15 protein-coding genes are annotated in these 19,445 nt (G+C 63.3%); 5 read left to right on the forward strand and 10 right to left on the reverse strand.

The window, feature by feature from the left end:
- Positions 1–36: 36 nt before the first annotated feature.
- Together HJY11_RS11870 and HJY11_RS11875 are read right to left on the reverse strand one after the other, a co-directional pair.
- Positions 37–1,134: an alanine racemase gene (locus HJY11_RS11870; RefSeq protein WP_208076168.1), complete on the reverse strand. Its 1,098-nt coding sequence runs from the start codon at positions 1,132–1,134 to the stop codon at positions 37–39.
- A 78-nt stretch (positions 1,135–1,212) separates the two neighbouring features.
- Positions 1,213–2,049 (reverse strand): epoxyqueuosine reductase, encoded by an 837-nt coding sequence (locus tag HJY11_RS11875; RefSeq protein ID WP_208076169.1) that lies wholly within the window; start codon positions 2,047–2,049, stop codon positions 1,213–1,215.
- Positions 2,050–2,357: 308 nt separating this feature from the next.
- Between HJY11_RS11875 and HJY11_RS11880 the strand changes: the two genes are divergently transcribed.
- From HJY11_RS11880 to HJY11_RS11890, 3 genes are all read left to right on the forward strand, one after another.
- Positions 2,358–3,296 (forward strand): ABC transporter ATP-binding protein, encoded by a 939-nt coding sequence (locus HJY11_RS11880; RefSeq protein ID WP_208076170.1) that lies wholly within the window; start codon positions 2,358–2,360, stop codon positions 3,294–3,296.
- 14 nt (positions 3,297–3,310) lie between these two features.
- Positions 3,311–4,954 (forward strand): ABC transporter permease, encoded by a 1,644-nt coding sequence (locus tag HJY11_RS11885; RefSeq protein ID WP_208076171.1) that lies wholly within the window; start codon positions 3,311–3,313, stop codon positions 4,952–4,954.
- Between the two features lie 154 nt (positions 4,955–5,108).
- Positions 5,109–5,717, forward strand: coding sequence for a hypothetical protein (locus tag HJY11_RS11890; RefSeq protein WP_208076172.1), 609 nt, complete (start codon positions 5,109–5,111; stop codon positions 5,715–5,717).
- 62 nt (positions 5,718–5,779) lie between these two features.
- Here the strand turns inward: HJY11_RS11890 and HJY11_RS11895 are convergent, their stop codons facing one another.
- Positions 5,780–7,063 carry an HlyC/CorC family transporter gene (locus HJY11_RS11895; protein ID WP_208076173.1) on the reverse strand — a complete coding sequence of 428 codons (1,284 nt, stop codon included), beginning with the start codon at positions 7,061–7,063 and terminating at the stop codon, positions 5,780–5,782.
- Between the two features lie 228 nt (positions 7,064–7,291).
- Between HJY11_RS11895 and HJY11_RS11900 the strand changes: the two genes are divergently transcribed.
- Positions 7,292–8,494 carry an AI-2E family transporter gene (locus HJY11_RS11900; RefSeq protein WP_208076174.1) on the forward strand — a complete coding sequence of 401 codons (1,203 nt, stop codon included), beginning with the start codon at positions 7,292–7,294 and terminating at the stop codon, positions 8,492–8,494.
- 64 nt (positions 8,495–8,558) lie between these two features.
- Here the strand turns inward: HJY11_RS11900 and HJY11_RS11905 are convergent, their stop codons facing one another.
- From HJY11_RS11905 to HJY11_RS11925, 5 genes are all read right to left on the reverse strand, one after another.
- Positions 8,559–8,987, reverse strand: a complete 429-nt coding sequence (locus HJY11_RS11905; RefSeq protein WP_208076175.1) for a PPC domain-containing DNA-binding protein — start codon at positions 8,985–8,987, stop codon at positions 8,559–8,561.
- A gap of 40 nt (positions 8,988–9,027) precedes the next feature.
- Complete coding sequence (locus HJY11_RS11910; RefSeq protein WP_208076176.1) at positions 9,028–9,864, reverse strand: MBL fold metallo-hydrolase; 837 nt, start codon at positions 9,862–9,864, stop codon at positions 9,028–9,030.
- 45 nt (positions 9,865–9,909) lie between these two features.
- Positions 9,910–10,956: a TRM11 family SAM-dependent methyltransferase gene (locus HJY11_RS11915; protein ID WP_208076177.1), complete on the reverse strand. Its 1,047-nt coding sequence runs from the start codon at positions 10,954–10,956 to the stop codon at positions 9,910–9,912.
- Between the two features lie 172 nt (positions 10,957–11,128).
- Positions 11,129–11,653: a peptidoglycan-binding domain-containing protein gene (locus tag HJY11_RS11920; RefSeq protein WP_208076178.1), complete on the reverse strand. Its 525-nt coding sequence runs from the start codon at positions 11,651–11,653 to the stop codon at positions 11,129–11,131.
- 60 nt (positions 11,654–11,713) lie between these two features.
- The gene (locus HJY11_RS11925; RefSeq protein WP_208076179.1) at positions 11,714–13,756 is read right to left on the reverse strand and encodes a peptidoglycan-binding domain-containing protein; all 2,043 of its coding nucleotides are present in this window, start codon (positions 13,754–13,756) and stop codon (positions 11,714–11,716) included.
- A 212-nt stretch (positions 13,757–13,968) separates the two neighbouring features.
- On the opposite strand from HJY11_RS11925, the gene HJY11_RS11930 reads away from it, so the two are divergent.
- Entirely contained in the window at positions 13,969–14,595 is a 627-nt protein-coding gene (locus HJY11_RS11930) for a hypothetical protein (RefSeq protein WP_208076180.1), read from the forward strand.
- Positions 14,596–14,926: 331 nt separating this feature from the next.
- Here the strand turns inward: HJY11_RS11930 and HJY11_RS11935 are convergent, their stop codons facing one another.
- On the reverse strand, positions 14,927–15,526 hold the full coding sequence (locus HJY11_RS11935) for a TetR/AcrR family transcriptional regulator (RefSeq protein WP_208076181.1): 600 nt from the start codon (positions 15,524–15,526) through the stop codon (positions 14,927–14,929).
- Positions 15,523–19,281: an efflux RND transporter permease subunit gene (locus HJY11_RS11940; RefSeq protein ID WP_208076182.1), complete on the reverse strand. Its 3,759-nt coding sequence runs from the start codon at positions 19,279–19,281 to the stop codon at positions 15,523–15,525. Before HJY11_RS11940 ends, HJY11_RS11935 begins: the two co-directional genes overlap by 4 nt.
- Between the last annotated feature and the right edge of the window lie 164 nt (positions 19,282–19,445).

Below are 19,445 nucleotides of genomic sequence, written 5' to 3' on the forward strand. Positions count from 1 at the left end.
ACCTCCCTCTCTGCCGGCTGTTTTTTGGCGATTCAATCAGACGTAGGAGCGGCGAACCGACCCATCCACCGAGGAGGGGACGGTGTCGAAGGAGACAATGTCTCCGGGCGCACACTCCACCTTGGTGACGTCCACCATGGTGGACTCATAGTCCACATAGCCCAGGATGCGGGCAGGGCGACCCTTGACGTCGCAGGTGAGCCGCTTCTGGCGGGAGACCCGGCGGATGGCCGCCCGCAGCGCCGAGAAGAAGCCCCGCCCGGTGAGAAGGGTGCGGGCATTTTCCGCAGTGAGGCCGTCGGCCAGGCCAGCGGGCACCAGGGCGATCTTGGTGGGCCGCTTGGTGCGATAGGTGCGGCCGTAGCCCACGTGGTAGCCGGCGGGCACCCAGCGCACGTCGCAGACCTCGCTGCACAGCCGCCCCACCTTTTTAAAGCCCCAGCGGTCCTTCACCCCGCTCAACCGCCCCATGAGGGCGCTGCCGCAGCGCACCGCGTCCAACCGCAGCCAGGGGTAGAGCAGGGCGGGCAGGGTGCCGGCGGCGTGCACCACCCCGTAAGAAATCCCCTCCCGGCGCAGGGCGGTGAGCATCTCCTTGAGGGTTTCATACTGCCGCCGCACCTGTTTTTCCTTTTTGCACTCACTGCCGGAAATGTGGGCGTAGACCCCGGTGAGCACCAGGTTGTCCAGGTACTTGGCGGCCTGTACCGCCTTGCTCACCTCTTCGAGCAAAAAGCCGAAGCGGCCGTTGCCGGTGTCGAACTTGAAGTGGATGCGCACCTTCTTGCCCGCCTTGCCGGCAATCCCCGAGAGGACCACGGCGCTGTCGTAGGAGCCGACGGTGGCCACGATGTCGTGGCGGACGATCTCCTCGGCCGCAGCCTCGGTGGAATAGGGGGTGAGGAGCAGCACGTCCAGCCCGGCGATGGCATTTTTCACCCGCACCGCCTCCTCCAGCCGGGAGACGGCCACCAGCCGAATCCCCTCGGCAAAGAGGAGCTTGGCCATCTGGGTGTCCCCCGCGCCGTAGGCGTTGCCCGAGAGCACTGGGATCACCGCCGCGCGCCCCACCGCTTTTTGAAAGGTGTGCAGGTTGTGCAGCACCCGGTCGGTCTGCACCATCAGCGTCGTCATGGCCTGTTTCCCCCTTCTGTCGGCCCGCCGCGGGCCGCGTTCCATTCAAGGCGATTATACCACCCGCCTCAAACCCCGTCAATTCGACAGCCCGCCCTCTTCCCCCTCGTGCTGCAAGTCCCAGTTGCGCTCCAGCGGGCGGGGGCCCCGAAAGCCGAAGGCCCGCCCCTTGCAGAGAGGGCGGATCTCCTCCCGGCTGACGCGGGGGAGGCAGTCCTCCAAAAAGGGGGCGAGAAAGGTCTCCTCCGCCCCGGCGTTGAGGGGACAGGAAAGCTGGCACTGGTCGCACCCCCAGAGGAGGGGGCTCCCCTTCACCAGCGCCTCCTCTGCCGGGGTCAGGGCCCCCTTTTTTTGACTGATGGCCGACAGGCAGCCCGCCGCCTCCACCCGGCCGCCCGACAGGCAACCGCCGGGGCAGGCGCGCCTGCAGCGCCCACAGTGGAGACACTCGCCCCCGTCGGGGCCGCTGCGGGGCGGCAGGGGGAGGGTGGTGACGATCTCCCCCAAAAAGACATAGCTGCCCCAGCGGGGGGTGATGAGCAGGCCGTTGTCCCCCCGCACCCCCAGACCGCAGGCGGCGGCCAGCCCCACCTCGTCAAAGGGAGAGGCGTCCACAAAGGGGATGGAGACGCCCCCCCAGCACGCGGTGAGGCGGTCGCAAAGCGCCTGGAGCAGGGCAAAACAAACCTTGTGGTAATCGGCCACCGCCGCATAGCAGGAGAGATTGCCCCCAAAGGCGGCCTCCACCTTGTAGGGGAAGGCGAAGATCACCAGGGCGGCAGCCTCTCCGGGAATGAGGGACGCCCGTCGGCAGGGCAGCTCGGGTCGCGCCAGTTCGGCCCGGTAGGGCAGCGCTCCCCAGGGCAGCTGCTCCAGCCCGGCTTCCCGCAAAAGCCAAGAAATTGCCGTTTCCAACACCGTTCCCCCCTTTCTCCACAATTATACATCGGGTAATTCCACCGTTTCAACCGCTTTCTCCACATTGGCAGTTACAAACCCCAGTCTCTCCCCACCAGTTTTCCACATTTTCCACACAGTTTTCCACAGAAGTTGGGCAAAGGGGCGTTTCTGAACATTTGATGAAGAAGTTATTACTTTGCGTTGATTCCCCTTCTCCCCCGGCGAGGGATTGGGTATACTGGTCACAGCACAGGACCGGCAGAACCATTTTACCGCCCTGCACGGCGCGCCGCCGTGTGGAGCCGGAACGGGAGAGTGAAAGAGTGGAACCCATTTTACAGGTGCAAAACCTCCACAAAAACATCGGCAAAAAAGCCATCATCCGGGACGCCAGCTTTGCGGTGATGCCCGGGGAGATCATGGGTTTTTTGGGGCCCAATGGCGCTGGAAAGACCACCACCATCAAAATGATCCTCGGATTGCTCAAGGTGGACAGCGGCTCCATCCAGATCGGCCCCTACGACGGGGTCAAAGACCCCGAGCGCGCCCGGTCACTGGTGGGCGGCATCATCGAAAACCCTGAGATGTACGGCCATCTGACCGGCCGGCAGAACCTGCAAGTCTACGCCAACATGTGCCAGGGGGTGAGCCGGGAGCGCATCGACCAGGTGGTGCGGCAGGTCAAGCTGGAAAACCGCATTGGCGACAAGGTGCGCCGCTACTCCCTGGGGATGCGGCAGCGGCTGGGGGTGGCCCAGGCCATCCTCCACCGGCCCAAACTGTTGATTTTAGACGAGCCCACCAACGGCCTGGACCCCGTGGGCATCAAGGAGTTGCGGGACACCCTGCGCCAGCTGGCCGACGAGGAGGAGGTGGGGGTGCTCATCTCCAGCCACCAGCTCGCCGAGATGGAGCTGATGTGCGACCGGGTCTGCATCGTGGATGCCGGGCAGATCGTGGCGGTGCGGGACCTGCGGGCCGAGCGCGCCTCGGCGGGGCAGAGCGACCAGGCCGTGCCCACCCTCTGGGAGGTGAGCGACCCCCAGCGGGCCGCCGATTTGCTGGCCGCCCTCTTCCCCCAGGGGGAGATCACCCCCACCGCCGGCGGGGTGCAGCTCAGCTGCAGCCGCAAACAGCGGGCCGCCGCCGTCCGCCAGCTCTGCGAGAGCGGGATCCAGATCTACTCGATCATCCCCCACCGCACCTCCCTTGAAGAGCTGTTTTTGGAAACCACCACCGGCTCCAAGGGCCAGATCCAATAAGGGGGACGCGAGAGATGAAAAAGATAACGGCACTCGTCCGCAACGAGTTTATCAAAGAGTTTTCCAAAAAGAGCCTGCTGGTGATCCTGGCCCTGGTGCTGGCGCTGGCCGCGGCCTTCCCCTTCCTCTCCAGCCACAGCTGGGGCGGCGGCGACAACTCGGAATACCTGGAGCGGCAGTTGAGCTGGAATGAGGAGAGCATCGACACGGCCAAAAAGACCGGCGACAAGGCCATGCTCGCCTACTTTGAGGCCGAGCGGGACGCCCTGCTGATTCAAAAGGAGCTGGAGGTCGTCAACTATTCCGACTACCGGATGGACCTGATCAACCAGTACAGCGCCCTTTTGCAGAGCCAAAAGGCGGTGGAGATGGCCAGCCAGGGCTCTCTGGGGGGCGACAGCTACCTGCAACTGCCCCCCGAGGCAGCCGGGCTGAACAAGGAGGAACTCAAGGCCTTGGCCGGGCAGATCGGCGCCAAGGTGGAACGGCTGCTGGCTGTGCTGCGCAGCGGCGACCCCATGCAGGTGGCCAACTATCACCTGGAAGCCCAGCAGGCCGCCCTTCAGGACAATCTCAACCAACAGAAAACAGCCGAGGCCGCCGCCAAGGCAAACCCCAAGGACGAATCCCTGGCCCGCGAGGCGGAGGTGGCCAAAAAGGCCGCCGAGATGCAGCGGGCCCGGGTCGCCCTCTACCAGTACCGGGTGGATCACAAGATCGGCTACGACGAGGATGACTACCGCTCCGCCAGCTTGCAGCAGATGGAGCAAAATCTCGCCCTTCAGTACGAATCCCCCCTGGAAGAACAGCAGTTCCTCTCTGCCCAAAAGGGAGGGCAGTTTGCCGCCAACATGAGCTACAAGCAGTACCTGGAGAACACCGAGAAGGCCGCCCAGGAGGCCGCCGAGGAAAACCAGGTGCTCCAATACGGGCTGGACAACGGGACGCCGCCCCTCTACCAGTCGCAAAAGGATCCCCGCACCGCGGCCATGAACATCCTCAACCTGGGGATGCTGGTGTCCATCGTGGCAGTCATTCTGGGGGGCAGCTCCATCGCCCGGGAGTTTTCCTCCGGCTCCATCCGCCTGCTGCTGACCCGGCCGGTGCGCCGCTGGAAGGTCTACCTGGGCAAGTACTTGACCATGGTGCTGGTGAGCGCTGGCCTCTATCTAGCCATGTTCCTGACCATGGTGCTCTCCGCTGGGCTCCAGCTGGGCTTTGGGGGCTTTGCCTCCCCGGTGTTGGCCTTTGCTGGCGGCCGGGTGGTGAGCTACAACTTCTGGGCCTACTGCCTGCCGCGGATGGCCTACGCCTTCATCGGTATCCTCTTCACCGGGAGCCTGGCCTTCTGCCTGTCGGCCCTCACCCGCAACACCGCCGTGTCGGTGGCCCTGCCCATCGCCGCCAACATGGGTTACGCCCTGGTCTTCCAGCTCTGCCTGGCTCTGCGGCTCTACTTTGTGCGCTTCACCCCGGTGCCCTACATGGACATGGGCAGCCTGATGGGACCAAACGCCGCTTACCAGAACAAAATGCTGCTGCAAAACTACGGCTTCCAATTGGATCCCCTCTACGGCGGAATCATGATGATGGCCTTTGTCGCCCTCTTCTATCTGCTGGGGCTGTGGTCCTTTGCCAAGCGAGACGTGACCAACTGACCGGCTTTTAGAAAAAAGGGAGCCCTCGCTCGGCGGGCTCCCTTTTCCCCTCCCGTCCAGCGCCCCCTTTCCGCCGGACGGGAGAGATGCTATACTGGTATTCTCCCGGCTGCGGCCGGGCCCGACTTTTTCCTGCAAAAAGGAGCGGATGGCTTTGAAGAGATCACTTGGCAGCCGGCTTTTCCCGCTGGCACTGGCGGCGGCGCTGGTTTTGGGCGCCTTTACCGGCTGCGGCAAGGGCGGGGAATCCCCCGCCCTGGAGGGCACCCCGCCCAAAATTGAATTGGACGGCTACACCCTGACGCTCGGGCAGACCACCCTGCAAGAGGTGTTGGACGCCGGCTTTGAAAAGGTGGAGCGGCTGGGCTTTGCAGACGAGACCATTGCCCCCTACACCTTCAGCAGCGATCTGTACTACCTGGCCCGCGCCGGGGAGGACGGCCAACTGGTGGAGTACGCCGGTTGGGGCCTTTGCAACACCACCGGCAAGACCCAGGCCACCGAGGCCTGTACTCTCTGCTCGGTGTACTGGCAGCTGGCGGTGGGCGGCGAGCCGCTGCCCGGCAAACTGCTCATCAACGGGCTGGACTTTCAGGGCCTGGCGGCCGAGGACGTGCGGCAGACCCTCTCGGAGATGGAGGTGGTGCGGGACCAGGGCGGCTCTCTGGCCCTGCGGGACGGCAGCTTTACCTACCAGTTCTCCTTCGGGATGGATGGAAGCATTGAGAGTTTGGAAATCTACACCACCTACCCCACCCGCTGACAGACGGCAAAAATAGAGAGAGCGGGAGGCCGATCGGCCTCCCGCTCTCTCTATTTAGCAGCTTACTCCTCCCCCTCGGGAAGGGGGTTGACGTGAACGGTGATCTTGTTGATGCGCTGTTCGTCCACCTGGGTGATGGTGACGTCGAGATTTTCAAAGGAAAACTGCTCCCCCTGTGCAGGGATGTGCTCCAGCCGCTCCAGCACCCAGCCGCTGACGCTGCCCGACTCAAAGTCAAAGCGGCTGCTGTCAAAGCCCAGTTTGTCCAGCATATCGTAGACATTCAGATCGCCATCCACCTCGTAGGTGTGCTCCCCCAGGGGGATGACGGCGTAGGTGATCTCCTCGTGCTCGTCCCAGATGTCTCCCACCAGCTCTTCCAGCAGGTCCTCAATGGTGACAATGCCCAGGGTGCCGCCGTACTGGTCGGTGACTACCGCCATGTGCAGTTTCTCCCGCTGCAGTTCGCCCAGCAATACCGAAATCTTCTTGGTGGGGGGGACATAGAGGGCCCGCTGCAGGATGTCGGCCACCTGAAAGCGCTGGCCCTTGACCAGGCGCATGATGAACTCCTGCTGGTTGAGGATGCCCACGATGTTGTCGATGTTTTTCTCGTACACCGGCAGGCGGGAGTACCGCTCGGCAAAGAAGAGGTCGCGGATGGACTCGATGCTGTCCCCCAGCTCCACCCCCACCACGTCCACCCGGGGGGTGAGGACCTCGTTGACGCAAATCTCATCAAATTCCAGGGCGCTCTGCACCAGGTCGCTCTCCTGCTCCTCCAAAACCCCTTCGTCCTGAATCTCATCGATGATGACCTTCAGCTCCTCCTCGGTCACCGAGGGCTGGTTGGCCGCCTCCCCCATGGGGCCGGCCAGCTTTTTGGACAGGCCCTTTTTCAGCTTGGCAAAACACCAGACAAAGGGGGAAAAGACCTTCATCAGCGCCGAGAGAACGCCAGAAGCGAACATGGCAAAACTCTCGGAGTACTCGTTGGCCACCGATTTGGGCATCACCTCTCCGAAGATGAGAACCACCACCGTCATCACCAGGGTGGAGACGCCGGCGCCGCTGGGGCCCATCAACCCGGTGAAGAGCAGGGTGCCGATGGAGGCCGCGGCGATGTTGACGATGTTGTTGCCGATGAGGATGGTGGAGATGGCGCTGTCAAACCGGTCGGCGATCTTTAGCGCCCGCGAGGCCTTTTTATTCCCCTCTTTGGCGAGCTTTTTCAGGCGGATGCGGTTGACGGTGGAAAACGCGGTCTCCGAGGCGGAGAAGTAGGCCGACAGCGCCACCAGCACTGCCAGCGAGACGGTATAGAGCCATATACTGCCCTCTTCCAAAATTGCACGCTCCTTTTCGCTTGTCGCTTGTAAATCGATTTTGAGTTAGAGGTATCATATCAAAAATGAAGCCGGATGGCAAGGGCAGAGAAAACCGCCCCCATGTGATCTGACGGCAATTCTTCATAAAAATGCGATGGTTTTTTGCCGTCTCATCCTTTATACTAAAAGAGACCTTCTTCCCCGGGCCCGCCGCCCGGGGAAATTCACGGGAAAGGCGGCCGACACATGAATAAAAAACGGGCCTATCACATCCTCTACCGGGCGCTGCCCAACATGTTGGTGGTGCTCTCCGGCGTGCTGCTCTTCGCCTTCTTTGCCAACTTCAAAGAGATCGCCTCCCTCTTTCGGGCGCTGATCTCCCTGCTCTCCCCCTTTATTGCGGCCTTTGGCATCGCCTATATCGCCTCCTCCCCCCTCAATTTGATCGAGCGCCGCTGGCTGCAGAAGATCGAGAAGAAGAACGTCCGCCGGGCGGTGGCGGTGGCCATCGTCTACCTGCTGGGGCTAGCCTTGGTGACCCTCTTCATCTCCTTCATCATCCCCCAGATCGTGGAGAGCGTGCGCACCCTCATCAACCAGAGCGGCGATGGCCTCGCCGCCATTGAAGCCTTTGTCCGCGACACCCTGGTGCGCTACAACATCGACCCGGCCAAGATCACCGACCTCTTTCAGTCCTGGGAGGGGCTGTGGTCCCAGGCACTGGACTTCTTGAAGTCCACCCTCCCGCAGTTGCTGAGTGTCTCCATCTCCATCGGCAGCTTCGTCGTCAACACCCTGGTGTCGGTGGTGGCCTCGGTCTACCTGCTCTTTTCAAAAGAGAAATTCTGCTCCCAGACCAAGCGGGTGGTTTACTCCCTCTTCTCCCGCAAGCATGCCGACCAGCTGGTCTACGTCACCGCCTTGAGTCACCGCACCTTCGGCGGCTTTCTCATCGGCAAGATCAACGACTCCCTCATCATCGGCCTCATCTGCTTTGTGGGGACCTCTCTGCTCAACATCCCCTTTGCCCCCCTGGTGAGCGTCATCGTCGGGGTCACCAACATCATCCCCTTCTTCGGCCCCTTTATCGGGGCGGTTCCCTCGGCCTTCATCATCCTCATTGCCGACCCCATCAAGTGCATCTGGTTTGTGATCTTCGTCATCGCCTTGCAGCAGTTTGACGGCAACTTCCTTGGGCCGAAGATCCTCGGTCAGTCCACCGGCCTCTCGGCCTTCTGGGTGATGGTGGCCATCGTCATCGGCGGCGGTCTCATGGGTCCCTTGGGGATGATCGTCGGGGTGCCCGCCTTCTCGGTCATCTACACCCTCTTTAAGGTCTTTGTCCGCGGGCGGCTACAGGAAAAGGGGATGCCCCTGGACCCCGATGACTACAAGGTGCCCGGCCCCATCGCACCCCTGCCCCCGCAAAAAGATGAAGAACCAGCCTAAAAGCCCAACCCAAAAGAGCGCCTGGCCCCTCGGCCGCGGCGCTCTTTTTGGTATTGACAAAAACTCAATCAAACCGGGTCAGGTTGAGACCGGTCTCCGGGTCGGCAAAGCGGCCGATAATCCCCGGCAGCTTGCGGACAAACAGCTCGCCGGTGGCGCTGATGACCGCCCGGTTCAGGTGGCCGCCCACCGCCTGCCCACCGGCCTTTGCCAGGGTGATGTGGAGGTGGAGATAGGGCGCGTCCGCCCCCTCCTGGCGGGAGATGTTGCCGATGAGGGCGGTGATCTCCATATCCCCTTTCAGTTCAGTGGGGTAGTACCTCTTCTCGGCAATGCTGTACAGGCCGACGGTGGCGTCATCGGCAGCCCCCAGCCCCTGGACAGTGCCGGCTCGAATCCCCTCTTTTTCACAGAGTTCGGCGATGGAGGCCACCACCTCTTCGCCCCGCTCCAAGCGGACGGCATAGGTGTCTCCGTACAGTTTGTAGATCACAGGAATTCCTCCTTTTTCAGCGCAGCGCGCGCCTCTCTTCTCACAGTTCAAACACCGACCCTGTGGCCAGGCCCTGGCTCTGGGGGCAGTCCTCGGCAAATCGGGCCAGCCCCTCCTCCCCGGTGCAGTGACAGACCCCCACAAAGGGGATGCCGCTGGCGGCAAACCACTCCACCGTCTGCCGGGCCCGCTCCTCGTCGCAGGCCACCAGGTGGGTCCCCCCCACAAAGGCTTTGACCGGCTTGCCCAGCCGGCGGCGGGCGCTCTCGCAGATGTTCACCGGCCCGCAGTGGCTGCAACCGGAGATCACCACCAGCCCCTCCCCGTCGTCAATGGCCAGGGCCATCTCCTCCCGGAAGTCATCGGTACAGTACTCCCCGCCGAGCATCATCAGGGCGGTGGGATCGGGCTGCTCAAATGGGCAGACCCGCTCGAACCCCGAGAGCAGGTAGATGGGCGCGTCCTCAAAGAGGGGGTGAACGCTCCGGCTGACCATGGCACAGGGGACCTTTTTCTCGTTGATCCACTCCTGTCCGAAGGCATTGCCCACGTAGTAGTAGGACACCTCCTGATCCCAGTACTTGGGGGTGAAAAAGTAGCGGTGGATGTAGAGGGGCGCTTCTGGCGCCGGACAGTTTTCCCGCCAGGCCAAAAATCCCCGGGAGTGGTCGAAGTGGGCGTGGCTGAGCACCACCGCCTCAGTCCGCGCCAGATCCACCCCCATGGCGCGGGCGTTTTGCAGAAAGGCGCCGCTGTCCCCGGTGTCAAAGAGGATGCGGTGGCCCCCCGCCTCCACAAAGGCGGAAAAGCCGTTTTCACATTGCAGCTGGGGGGACAGGGTTCGGTTTTCAATCAAGACGGACAGTTTGACAGACACAGACATCTCCTCCTCATAGGGACGGACGGCCTTTCGGCCCTTCCCTCACCCCTCTTTGCGGGCCACCAGTACATCCCGGCGGATGGCCTGGTCCACCCGGTGACAGAAGCTGTCGTAGGGCGGTTCCCGCAGCACGGCAAACCCGGCGGCCTCCACCAATTCCTCCAGCTGTGGGCGGGGGAGGACAAAGGTGTTCCAGGACAGGGCCATCGCCCCGCCGGGTTTGAGCACCCGTCGCCAGCCGGGCAGACAGGCTCTCAGCAGTTCGCTGGGGTTGCGGGTGGGATTTCCCCGCCCCTGTGGACGGCCGCCGGCCTGGTTGCCGTGGGCCACCCCATAGGGCAGGTCACCCACCAGCAGGTGAAAGTGGTTTTTGGGGAAATAGCGATCGGTGTAGGCCGAATCCCCGGCAATCAAGGTCACCGCGCAGCGGGCAGCAGGGTCGGCGTACTCCTCCTTGCTGCGCGCCAGCTCAAAGCGCTGGCGCTGGGCGGTGAAGGACCGGTTTGGCCCGGAGAGGCGGTCTTTTTGCAGGGTGTGCTTGCAGCGGGCCTGTTCCAGATACTTTTTCAGGTAGCCGCCGCACTCCTGCACCGACTTGGGTGAGATCTCCACCCCGGCAGCGCTGTACCCCAGCCGCAGCGCCTCAAAGAGGGTGGTGCCCCGGCCCGCCACCGGGTCCAGCAGGGTCAGCCCCCGCTGCCCGGCAAAGGCGCTGGAGCTGGCGGCCAGGTTGATGAGAAAGCGGGTAAAGAGCTCGTTTGTCTTGCCCGGGTACTTGAGGATGGTGCTGATCTCCTCCCCCAAATAGGGGGCTACCGGCCGGTCAAGAGCCTGCAGGGCCCCGTTTTCGCCGACAAAAACGGCATAGCAAAAGGAGAGGTCAAAAAGCCGTTCCAACTCCCCCTCCCCGAGAGGGGCCTCGCTCTCCAGCACCAGGGCAGGGGCGCCGCCCAATTCCTCCGGCGCGGGAGGGCTGCAGGGGCTGGCAAATGAGCGGACGGCGAGGGCCAGCTCCCCCAGGCAGAGGGCGGTGGACTCCTTTAAATAGACCCGGTTGTGGCCGGGGTTTCGCAGCAGGTGGTAGCGCATGGCGGTCTCCTTTTTGCCGGGCCGGAGCGACCCGCTTCTTTTGTCTTTTAGTATAGCACCTTTTCCCCGCCCTGTCACCGCCGACGAGCAGGCGCAAAAGAGCCCCCGAGTGGGCGAAAAACCGCATCTCTCGGGGGCTCTGGCTGCTGCCAAAGGCAGGCTGACCGGCAATTTACAGGGTATTGTAGATCTCGACGAGTTTGTTCCAGGTATCGCGGCCGACCGCACCGTCGACGGTGAGGCCGAACTCCTGCTGGAAGATGCGCACCGAGTAGTCGGTGGTGGTGCCGAAGACCCCGTCCACCTGCTCGCGCTGGACGTTGGGGAACTTCTCGGCGATGTTGCTCAAATAGAGCTGGATGTCCCGCACCGGGCTGCCGGAACTGCCCTGGCGGTAGACGCTGCCGGGCCAGGGTTTGGCCACCGGGTGGACCGATTCGACACAGAGCTTGCGGCAGAGGGCAAACCAGGTGGCAGCGCCCACCTTGCCGTCGGCGGCCAGGCCGACAGCCCGCTGGAAGGCGGCCACCGAGCGCTCGGTGGCGGATCCAAAGACCCCGTCCACCGTCACCGCAGGGATGGTGGGAAGGCTGGTTTTGATGGCGTTGAGGTAGTACTGGATATTGCTGACCATACTGCCGGAGGAGCCCACGCCGATTACATAGCCGGGATAGGGTTTGCAGACACAACTAGACATAGTCAATTCACCTCTGTTATATATTGAGAGCGCCCGCCGGCCCGAGGGCCGGGCGGAGCGCTACACGGTGGCGTAAACTTCGCACATGCGTGTCCAGGTGGCCTGGCCCACCGCCCCGTCGACGGTGAGGCCAAAATCCCGCTGGAAGGTGCGCACCGACGCCTCGGTGGCGGCGCCAAAGATGCCGTCCACCGTGACCCGGGCAATCTGGGGGTATTTGAGGGCGATAACGCCCAACATAAACTGAATGTTGCGCACCGCGTTGCCGGTGCTGCCCCTGCGGTAGACCCCGCCGGGATAGGGTGGGCAGGGCGGTTTGGCCGGCAGGTTGCAAAACTGGTTGCAGACCTCCGCCCAGGTGGCGGGACCGACAACGCCGTCCACCGACAGCCCGAAGAGCTGCTGAAAGGCCCGCACGGCCTGGGTGGTGCCGGAACCAAAGATACCGTCCACCGCCAGCTGGGGGATCAGGGTGTTGACCACTCCGATGGCGTTGAGGTAGTACTGCAGGTCGCTGACGCTGGTGCCGGTGGAGCCCTGCCGCAGCGGGGTGCCGGGGTAGGACTTGCAGGTGCAGCCGTCGCCGGGCACATCGGGCTCCACCTGCTTGTAGATGTCGATCATCTGCTGCCAGGTGGCCTGCCCCACGATGCCGTCGGGGATGAGGCCGAAGTAGCTCTGGAAGGATTTCACCGCATTTTTGGTGATGGGGCCAAAGACGCCGTCGATGTCCACATCGGGGATTTCGGCAAAGAACTGGGCGGCCACCCGCAACATATACTGCACAGCTTGAACGCCGACGCCGGTATCCCCCTCTTTGAGGACCGAGGAGGGCGGGGTGTCGGGCACATCCACATCTTCCCCCTCACTGCCCAGTTCGGCCAGTTTCTTCACCGCCACGTAGATATAGGAGATCTCGTACCAAGTCCCCTTGCCCACGATCCCGTCCTGGGTGAGTTTAAAGCTCTTTTGAAAGGCCTTGACGGCCGCCTCGGTGGAGGGGCCAAAGACCCCGTCCACCGGGTTAATCAGGGGGATAGAGGGGAAGTTGCGGCGGATGCGGTTGAGCTGGTTTTGGATGATGGCCACGTTGGTGCCGGTGGAGCCCACCCGCAGTGGGGTGCCGGGGTAGGACTGGGGGATGTCGCGGATGTTGTTGGACTCGTGAAGGGCCACCCCACTGCCGTAGTAGTAGCGCAGAATTTGAATGGGGCTGTACCCCTGGTTGGCCAGGTTCACGGTGCCCCACTGCTTGAGGCCGGGGCAGTTGGTGACCTGCCGGCCATCGCAGTACTCGGCGTAAAAGGGTTCTTCCCGGTTGTTTTTGCGGATGTAGACGTTGAATATCTCATCCACAATCTTGCTGATGTTGTCGAAGATATTGCGGTTTTTCACAAAGTACTGGTCGTACTGGGTGGAGTTGGTGATCTGAAAGTTATAGCCCTTGCTGCGGTACCACTCGGTGTAAACCCGGTTGAGGGCCAGGGAGATCTGGCAGTAGATGTTGGCCCGAAGGGCGTTTTCCGGCCAGGTGGGATAGATCTCGCTGGAGGCCACGTTTTTGATGTAGTACTTGAAGGGCACCGTCAGGTTTTCAGCCGAGGAGTTGTTGGGCCGGCCCAGGTGGACGGTGATGTTGGTGGGGATGACCGGCACCTGCAAAATGCGGTTTTCCACAGTGCTCTCCGCCGGTGCGGTGGAGTAGCAGGGGTGCTCGCAGGTCAGCTGGTGCTGGGGAACGGTGCTCACCTGCCGGGGGCCAGTGTAGTTGCCGGTGGCGTCGGGGATCATCTCGAGCACCTGTACGGCTAGGGTGTCGGCAAAAATTTGAATGTCGCGCACCTCGGCAGGGACATAGCCCTCCTTGCGAAACTGCACGTCGTAAACCTCGTAGGGAAAGCCCTCGTAGCCGGGGTCGAGGGAGAGGGCCTTGTCGGGCGCCTCCAGGTCAATGGCGGGGGTATTTCCGTCCTCGTCGGTAATCAGGGTCTGGTCGTAGACCACCTGTCCCGCGGACACCTTGGTGATCACCACCTGAACGGCCTCCACCGGCAGCGCCTGCTGCGCCGTTGAGACAGAAAAGCTCAGTTGTCCAGTAGCCAAATGGGGTTCCTCCTTTTGCGGTGGAAGTTTGGGGAGCGGGCGCGCGGCCTGCGCCGGTTTCACACGCACACCAGCCTATTCCCCCACCCCGCGAAAGGTGTCTGCCTCTCCCCCTCCAAAAACGCCTTTGCGCTGGGGCGGAAAACACAGTATAATAGGGGGAAACAAGCGCGCGGCCTGACGGGCGGCGGAGAAACGGAGAGGATACGGCCATGATCTTATTGGAACGCACTGCGGTGATGAACTGGGAAAACGCCATGCGGGGCGCCCGCAACCCCATGAACAGCTGGGGGCGCAGCGACAGCTGCTACGGCGAAGACGGGAGCTACCAACTGGGGGAAAACGACCTCTCTCTGGCGCTGCGGCTCTGCCGCTCGGGCAGCGACCACCGCAAGTTTATCCGCCAAATTTTTGTCTCGGTGGACATTACCGCCCCCCTCTACTGGTGGAAGGAGTTTGACACCTACAAGGTGGGCACGGTGGCCAACTCCACCTCCACCATGCACAAGATCCACGCCAAACCCTTCTCGCGAAAGGATTTCAGCTGCGACCGGATGGACGAGCGCACCCTGTCCTGCCTGGACGGGGTCATCGCCCTTCTGGAACAGCTGCGGCAGGACTATCTGGCGGGCAAGGACAAGACCTGCTGGTACTCAATGATCCAACTGCTGCCCGAAAGCTACAACCAGCTGCGCACCGTGACCCTCAACTACGAAAACCTGGTGGGGATGTACTTTGCCCGCCGGTCCCACAAGCTCGACGAGTGGCACCTCCTCTGCGACTGGATCAAGAGCCTGCCCTATATGGGTGACATCCTGCGGGTGATCGAAGAGGGGTAGGAACCCCGCCCAAAAGAGAGGGGAAAAGCGTCGCCCTCCTCAACTGGGGCGAGCAATGGGTCTACCTGGAGGTCTCAGGTCGCCTGGCCCGCCTCCCCTTTGACGGCAGCCAGTGGCAGGAGTAGGAGGAGATCGCCCTGTCCCCCCGCTCCCCGATCGTCAGCATTGCCGGCAGTTGGGAGGACTGCTTCGACACGGCCGCCAGGGCTATATTCGCTTCTCCCTAGACGATCCCCACATTCGGCAGGCAGAGCCCTTTTCCCCGTAATATCCCACAGCGCAAAAATCCGGGAGCCCCACAGACGGGGCTCCCGGATTTTTCTATTGCTTTTTAGGAGAGGGCCTTCACCAGCAGGTGGCAGACCTCCTCCACCGCCTCGTCCAGCGGCTGGCGCTCCTGCATGCAGGGGGCGCAGTCCAGCTGCTGAAACCCCATGGTGGCGCTGGTGAACACCCGCCAGACATAGGTCCGGTCGGTGGGCTGGGGGAAGAGGCCCTCCTTCGCCCCCAGGCAGGCCAGCTGCCAGGCCAGCTCCTCCACCTGGGTGCGGCGGGCCTGCATCTCGCTGGAAAAGGCCTGGGCCATCCCCTTCCAATCGGGGACGCCGCCGTAGAGGAGGAGCAGCTGAAAGGGTCCCATGGACTGGCGGGCTCCCTCTCCCAGCCGGGTGAGGGCCGCCCGGCACTTGTTCAAAAAGCCCCGGGCCCCCTCCACCGCCGCCAACACCTCATCCATCTGGCGAAAGAGGTCGTAGAGAACGGTGTGGGAGATGATCTCCTCCTTGGAGGAGAAGTAGTTGTAGAGGGTGCCCTTGCCCAGACCGGCCGCCCGGGCGATGTCATCGGCCTTAACCGCCCGCAGATCGGCCCCTTCCAGGGCCAGTTTGCGCACCCCCTCGAAGATGGCGATCTCCTTTTTGCCGTAGGTCACAGCTCTACCTCCTCCCCGCCAGCGGGCATCCGCTCGCCGCCCTTTTTGCGGCGGTGAAACAGGTCATAGAGGATGGGTACCACAAAGAGGGTCAGCAGGGTGGCGTAGGCCAGGCCGCCGATGGTGACCACCGCCATGGGCTGGAGCATGTCGGCACCGGTGCCGATCCCCAGCGCCAGGGTGCCCAATCCCAGAATGGTGGTGAGGGCGGTCATGAGGATGGGGCGAACGCGGGTGACGCCGGTCTCCACCAGGGCCCTGCGCAAAGGGGTGCCCGCCAGCCGAAGCTGGTTGACGTAGTCGACAAAGACAATGCCGTTGTTGACCACCACCCCGCAGAGGACCAAAAAGCCCAGCATGGAGATGACGCTGATCTCCATCCCGCAGAGCCAGAGGGCCAGCAGGCCGCCGGTAAAGGCCAGGGGGATGGTGAACATGACGATGAAGGGGGAGAGCAGCGACTGGAACTGGGCCACCATAATGCCGTAGATCAGCACAATGGCGAGGCCCACCATCTTCAGCAGCTCAACGAGGGTGGAGTTGATGGTCTCGGTCTGCCCCACCAATTCCACCGTGTAGCCGGCAGGGGGCTGGTAGTTGTCCAACTTGGACTGCAGTTCCCGGCTCACCAGGCCGATGTTGTGCTCGGTGTCGATCTGGGCGCTGACCGAGAGGGTGCGCACCTGTCCGTCGTGGCGGATGGAGGAGAGCCCCTCCCCTTGGCTGATCTCGGCGATGTCCGAGAGGGGGATGTCGGTCTCCTCCCCGCCCTTGGTGACGGTGAGCCGGTGATCGCCCAGGGTGGCCCGGTTGAGGGCCGCCTCCGGGTCCTTGACCACCACAACAGGGTAATCGCCGTCTTCCAGGGAGAGGGTGGTGGCGGTGGTCTCGGACTGGATGGCAGCAGCCACCTCCTGGTAGACCTGGGCCACTGTGAGCCCATAGCCCATGGCCTTGTTCTTGTCAACGCTCACCCGCACCTCATAGGCCGGGTTTTCCAAGCCGTCCTCCACGTCCTGGGTGCCCTCGGTCTCCTCCATCAGGGCGGCCACCTCCTGGCCCACCCGGCGCAGGGTGTCCAGGTCGTCGCCCTGGATCTGCACCGTGAGGCCCGAGCCGCCCATGGAGGACATATCCCCCATGGAGCTCTGGGCGGTGACCTCACAGGCGAGGCCCGCGGTGGCGTCTTTGATCTGCTGGGCAATGCGGCCGCTGTCCGGCCGCTTCCCCTCGGAGAGGATGACGTACATGCTGACACTGCCGCTGCCGCTAGAACTCATCATGCCGCCGCCCTCCATGGCGCCCACCGTCTCCACCCCGGGCAGGTCGCCGACAATGGCGGCCACCCGGTCGCCCATGGCGCGGGTCTCAGCGGTGGTGGTCTCGGGGGGCATCTCCACCGTGACGCTGATCTGGTTGGTGTCGCTCTCGGGGATAAAGGCGGTGCCCATCTGGGTGGCGCCGATGCCGCTGACAACCAGCAGCGCCACCACCCCGCAGAGGACTGCCGCCCGGTGGGCAAGGGCTTTGTCCAGCAGCCGGGCGTACCCCTTCACAAGCCGGTCAAAGAGCCGGTGCTGGGTCTGGTCGGGTTTGCGCAGCAGCTTGGAGGAGAGGGCCGGCACCAGCGTCAGAGCCACGATCAGGCTGGCCACCAGGGAGTAGGCGATGGTGAGGCCCATGTCGGTAAACAGCTCCCGGGAGATGCCCTGGGTAAAGACGATGGGCAGGAAGACGCAGACCGTGGTCAGGGTGGAGGCGGCAATGGCCCCCGCCACCTGGACTGCACCCCGCACAGCCGCCTGGGCCGCACTCATCCCCTCGCCCCGCAGGCGGTAGATGTTCTCGATGACCACGATGCTGTTGTCCACCAGCATCCCCACCCCCAGAGCCAGGCCGGCCAGGGAGATGATGTTGAGGGAGACGCCCGAGAAGTACATCAGCGCCACCGCGAAGAGGAGGCTGATGGGGATGCTGGCGGCAATGGCCAGGGTCGGCCGGTAGTTGCGCAGGAAGAGGAGGATGATGAGGATGGCCAGCGCCCCACCCATGAGCAGGTTTTGCAGGACCGACTGCACCACAATGTCGATGTAGACCCCCTGGTCGTTGAGGGCGGTCAGGTGCAGGCCGCTGTGCTCCTCCTGCAGTTGGGTCATGGCCGCGCGGATGTCGGCGGACACCTGGGAGGTGGAGGCGGTGCTCTGCTTTTGGAAGGTGAGGAGGATGCCGTCGTTGCCGTTGATCTTGGCGTACATCTCGTCCCGGTTGTCGGCAAAGGCCACGTCGGCCACGTCCGACAGCTTGACGGTGCCGATACCCTCCAGGTCGACGGTGAAGAGTTCCAGACCCGCCAATTCCTCCACACTGGAGAAGGTGTCGCCCACCTTGACGGCGTATTTCTCCCCCTTTTCGTTGAGGGAACCGGCGGGCATAGAGAAATTCTCCGCCGCCAGAATGCTCTGAATGGTTTGGGGCGTCAGCTTGCCGGCAAGGCCGGCGGTCTGGTAGGCGGCCTTCTCCGCCTCCTCAAACTGGGCGCGGCCCTGGCTCAACTGCTGCGCGGTCGCGTCCAGCTGCCCCTGGGCCTGGGCGATCTTCTGGGAAAAGAGCATCTTCCCTGTCTCCAGCTGGGTCTCGGCCGGGGCCAGGGCTTCCAGCTGATCGGCCAGGGGGCTTCTCTGGGCCTCCATCTGCTGTAGGCCGCTGTCGGCGGCGGCGATCCCCTCGTCCAACTTGGTCAACACCCCGCCCAACAGCTGGGCCAGCTGCCCGCCCTGCTGGGTGAGGGCGGCGAGCAGGGCCTGTGCCTCCTGCTGGGTGAGAACGCCGGCGTCCTGCAGCCTCTGCACCAGGGCGGTCAGAGCCGCCTCCGCCTCCGGGCCCGCCTGCTCGCCCCCGTCGAGGAAGGCCTGCAAGCTCTGCCGCAGGGCGAGAAGCTGCTCCCTCTGGGCCTTGGTCTGGGCGATGGTGGTGTCCAGATAGGTCAGGCCCTGGGTCAGCTGGGCCTTGCCGTCGGAGAGCTGGGCGGCGCTGTCGGCCAGCTGCTTGGCCTGGGCAGCGCTCTCGCTGTCCAGCTTTTCCCGGGCGGCCTTGATCTGGGCCTCTCCCTGGTCCAGCTGGGCCTTGGTCTGGGCCAGCTTGGCGTCGATCTGGGCGAGCATCTTGTCGTTGAGGGCGTCGATTCTCTGCTGGTCGAGGGTGACTTGAATCTCCTTTTCCAGCACGCCGGTGGCACTCACCGAGGCGACCCCGTCTACCCGCTCCATCGCCGGGAGAACCGTCTCGTTCACCAGTTGGGAGAGGGCCTCGGCGTCCTGCCCGTCGGCGTCCACCGCGGCGATCATCACCGGCAGCATGTCGGGGTTGATCTTCATCAGGGTGGGGGTACTCACCCCTTCGGCCAGCTGGCCCTTGACCAGGTCCACCTTGCCGCTAAGGTCGATCATGGCGCTGTCCATGTTGGTGCCGTCGGCAAACTGCAGGATCACCATGCTGGTGTTCTCGCTGGAAATGCTCTGCACCTCTTTGATGCCGCTGGTGGTGGAGAGCCCCTTCTCCAGGGGCTTGGTCACCGCCTGCTCCACCTTCTCCGGACTGGCCCCGGGATAGGCGGTGATCACCGCCACATAGGGCAGATCCAGGCTGGGAAGCAGGTCTGTTTGCATGTTGGTAAAGGAGATGACCCCCATCAACATCACCAAAATGACCGCCACAAAGACAGTCAACGGTTTTTTGACACTGAATTTAGAAAGCATAGGCGCGCTCCTTTCGGGCTGTGGCGCTCTGCCGCAGGGGCGGGGGTCCGGCGCAAAGCCGCAGGCGGGCGCGCCGGGCAGAGGCCCCAGGGGCAAAACAGGTGACTGACTGGTCAGTCACCTGTTTATTGTACGTGTCTCCCCCCCTCCCGTCAATGGATTTT

The sequence above is a fragment of the Bittarella massiliensis (ex Durand et al. 2017) genome (assembly GCF_017566145.1).
GTDB classification, from domain to species: domain Bacteria; phylum Bacillota; class Clostridia; order Oscillospirales; family Ruminococcaceae; genus Bittarella; species Bittarella massiliensis_A.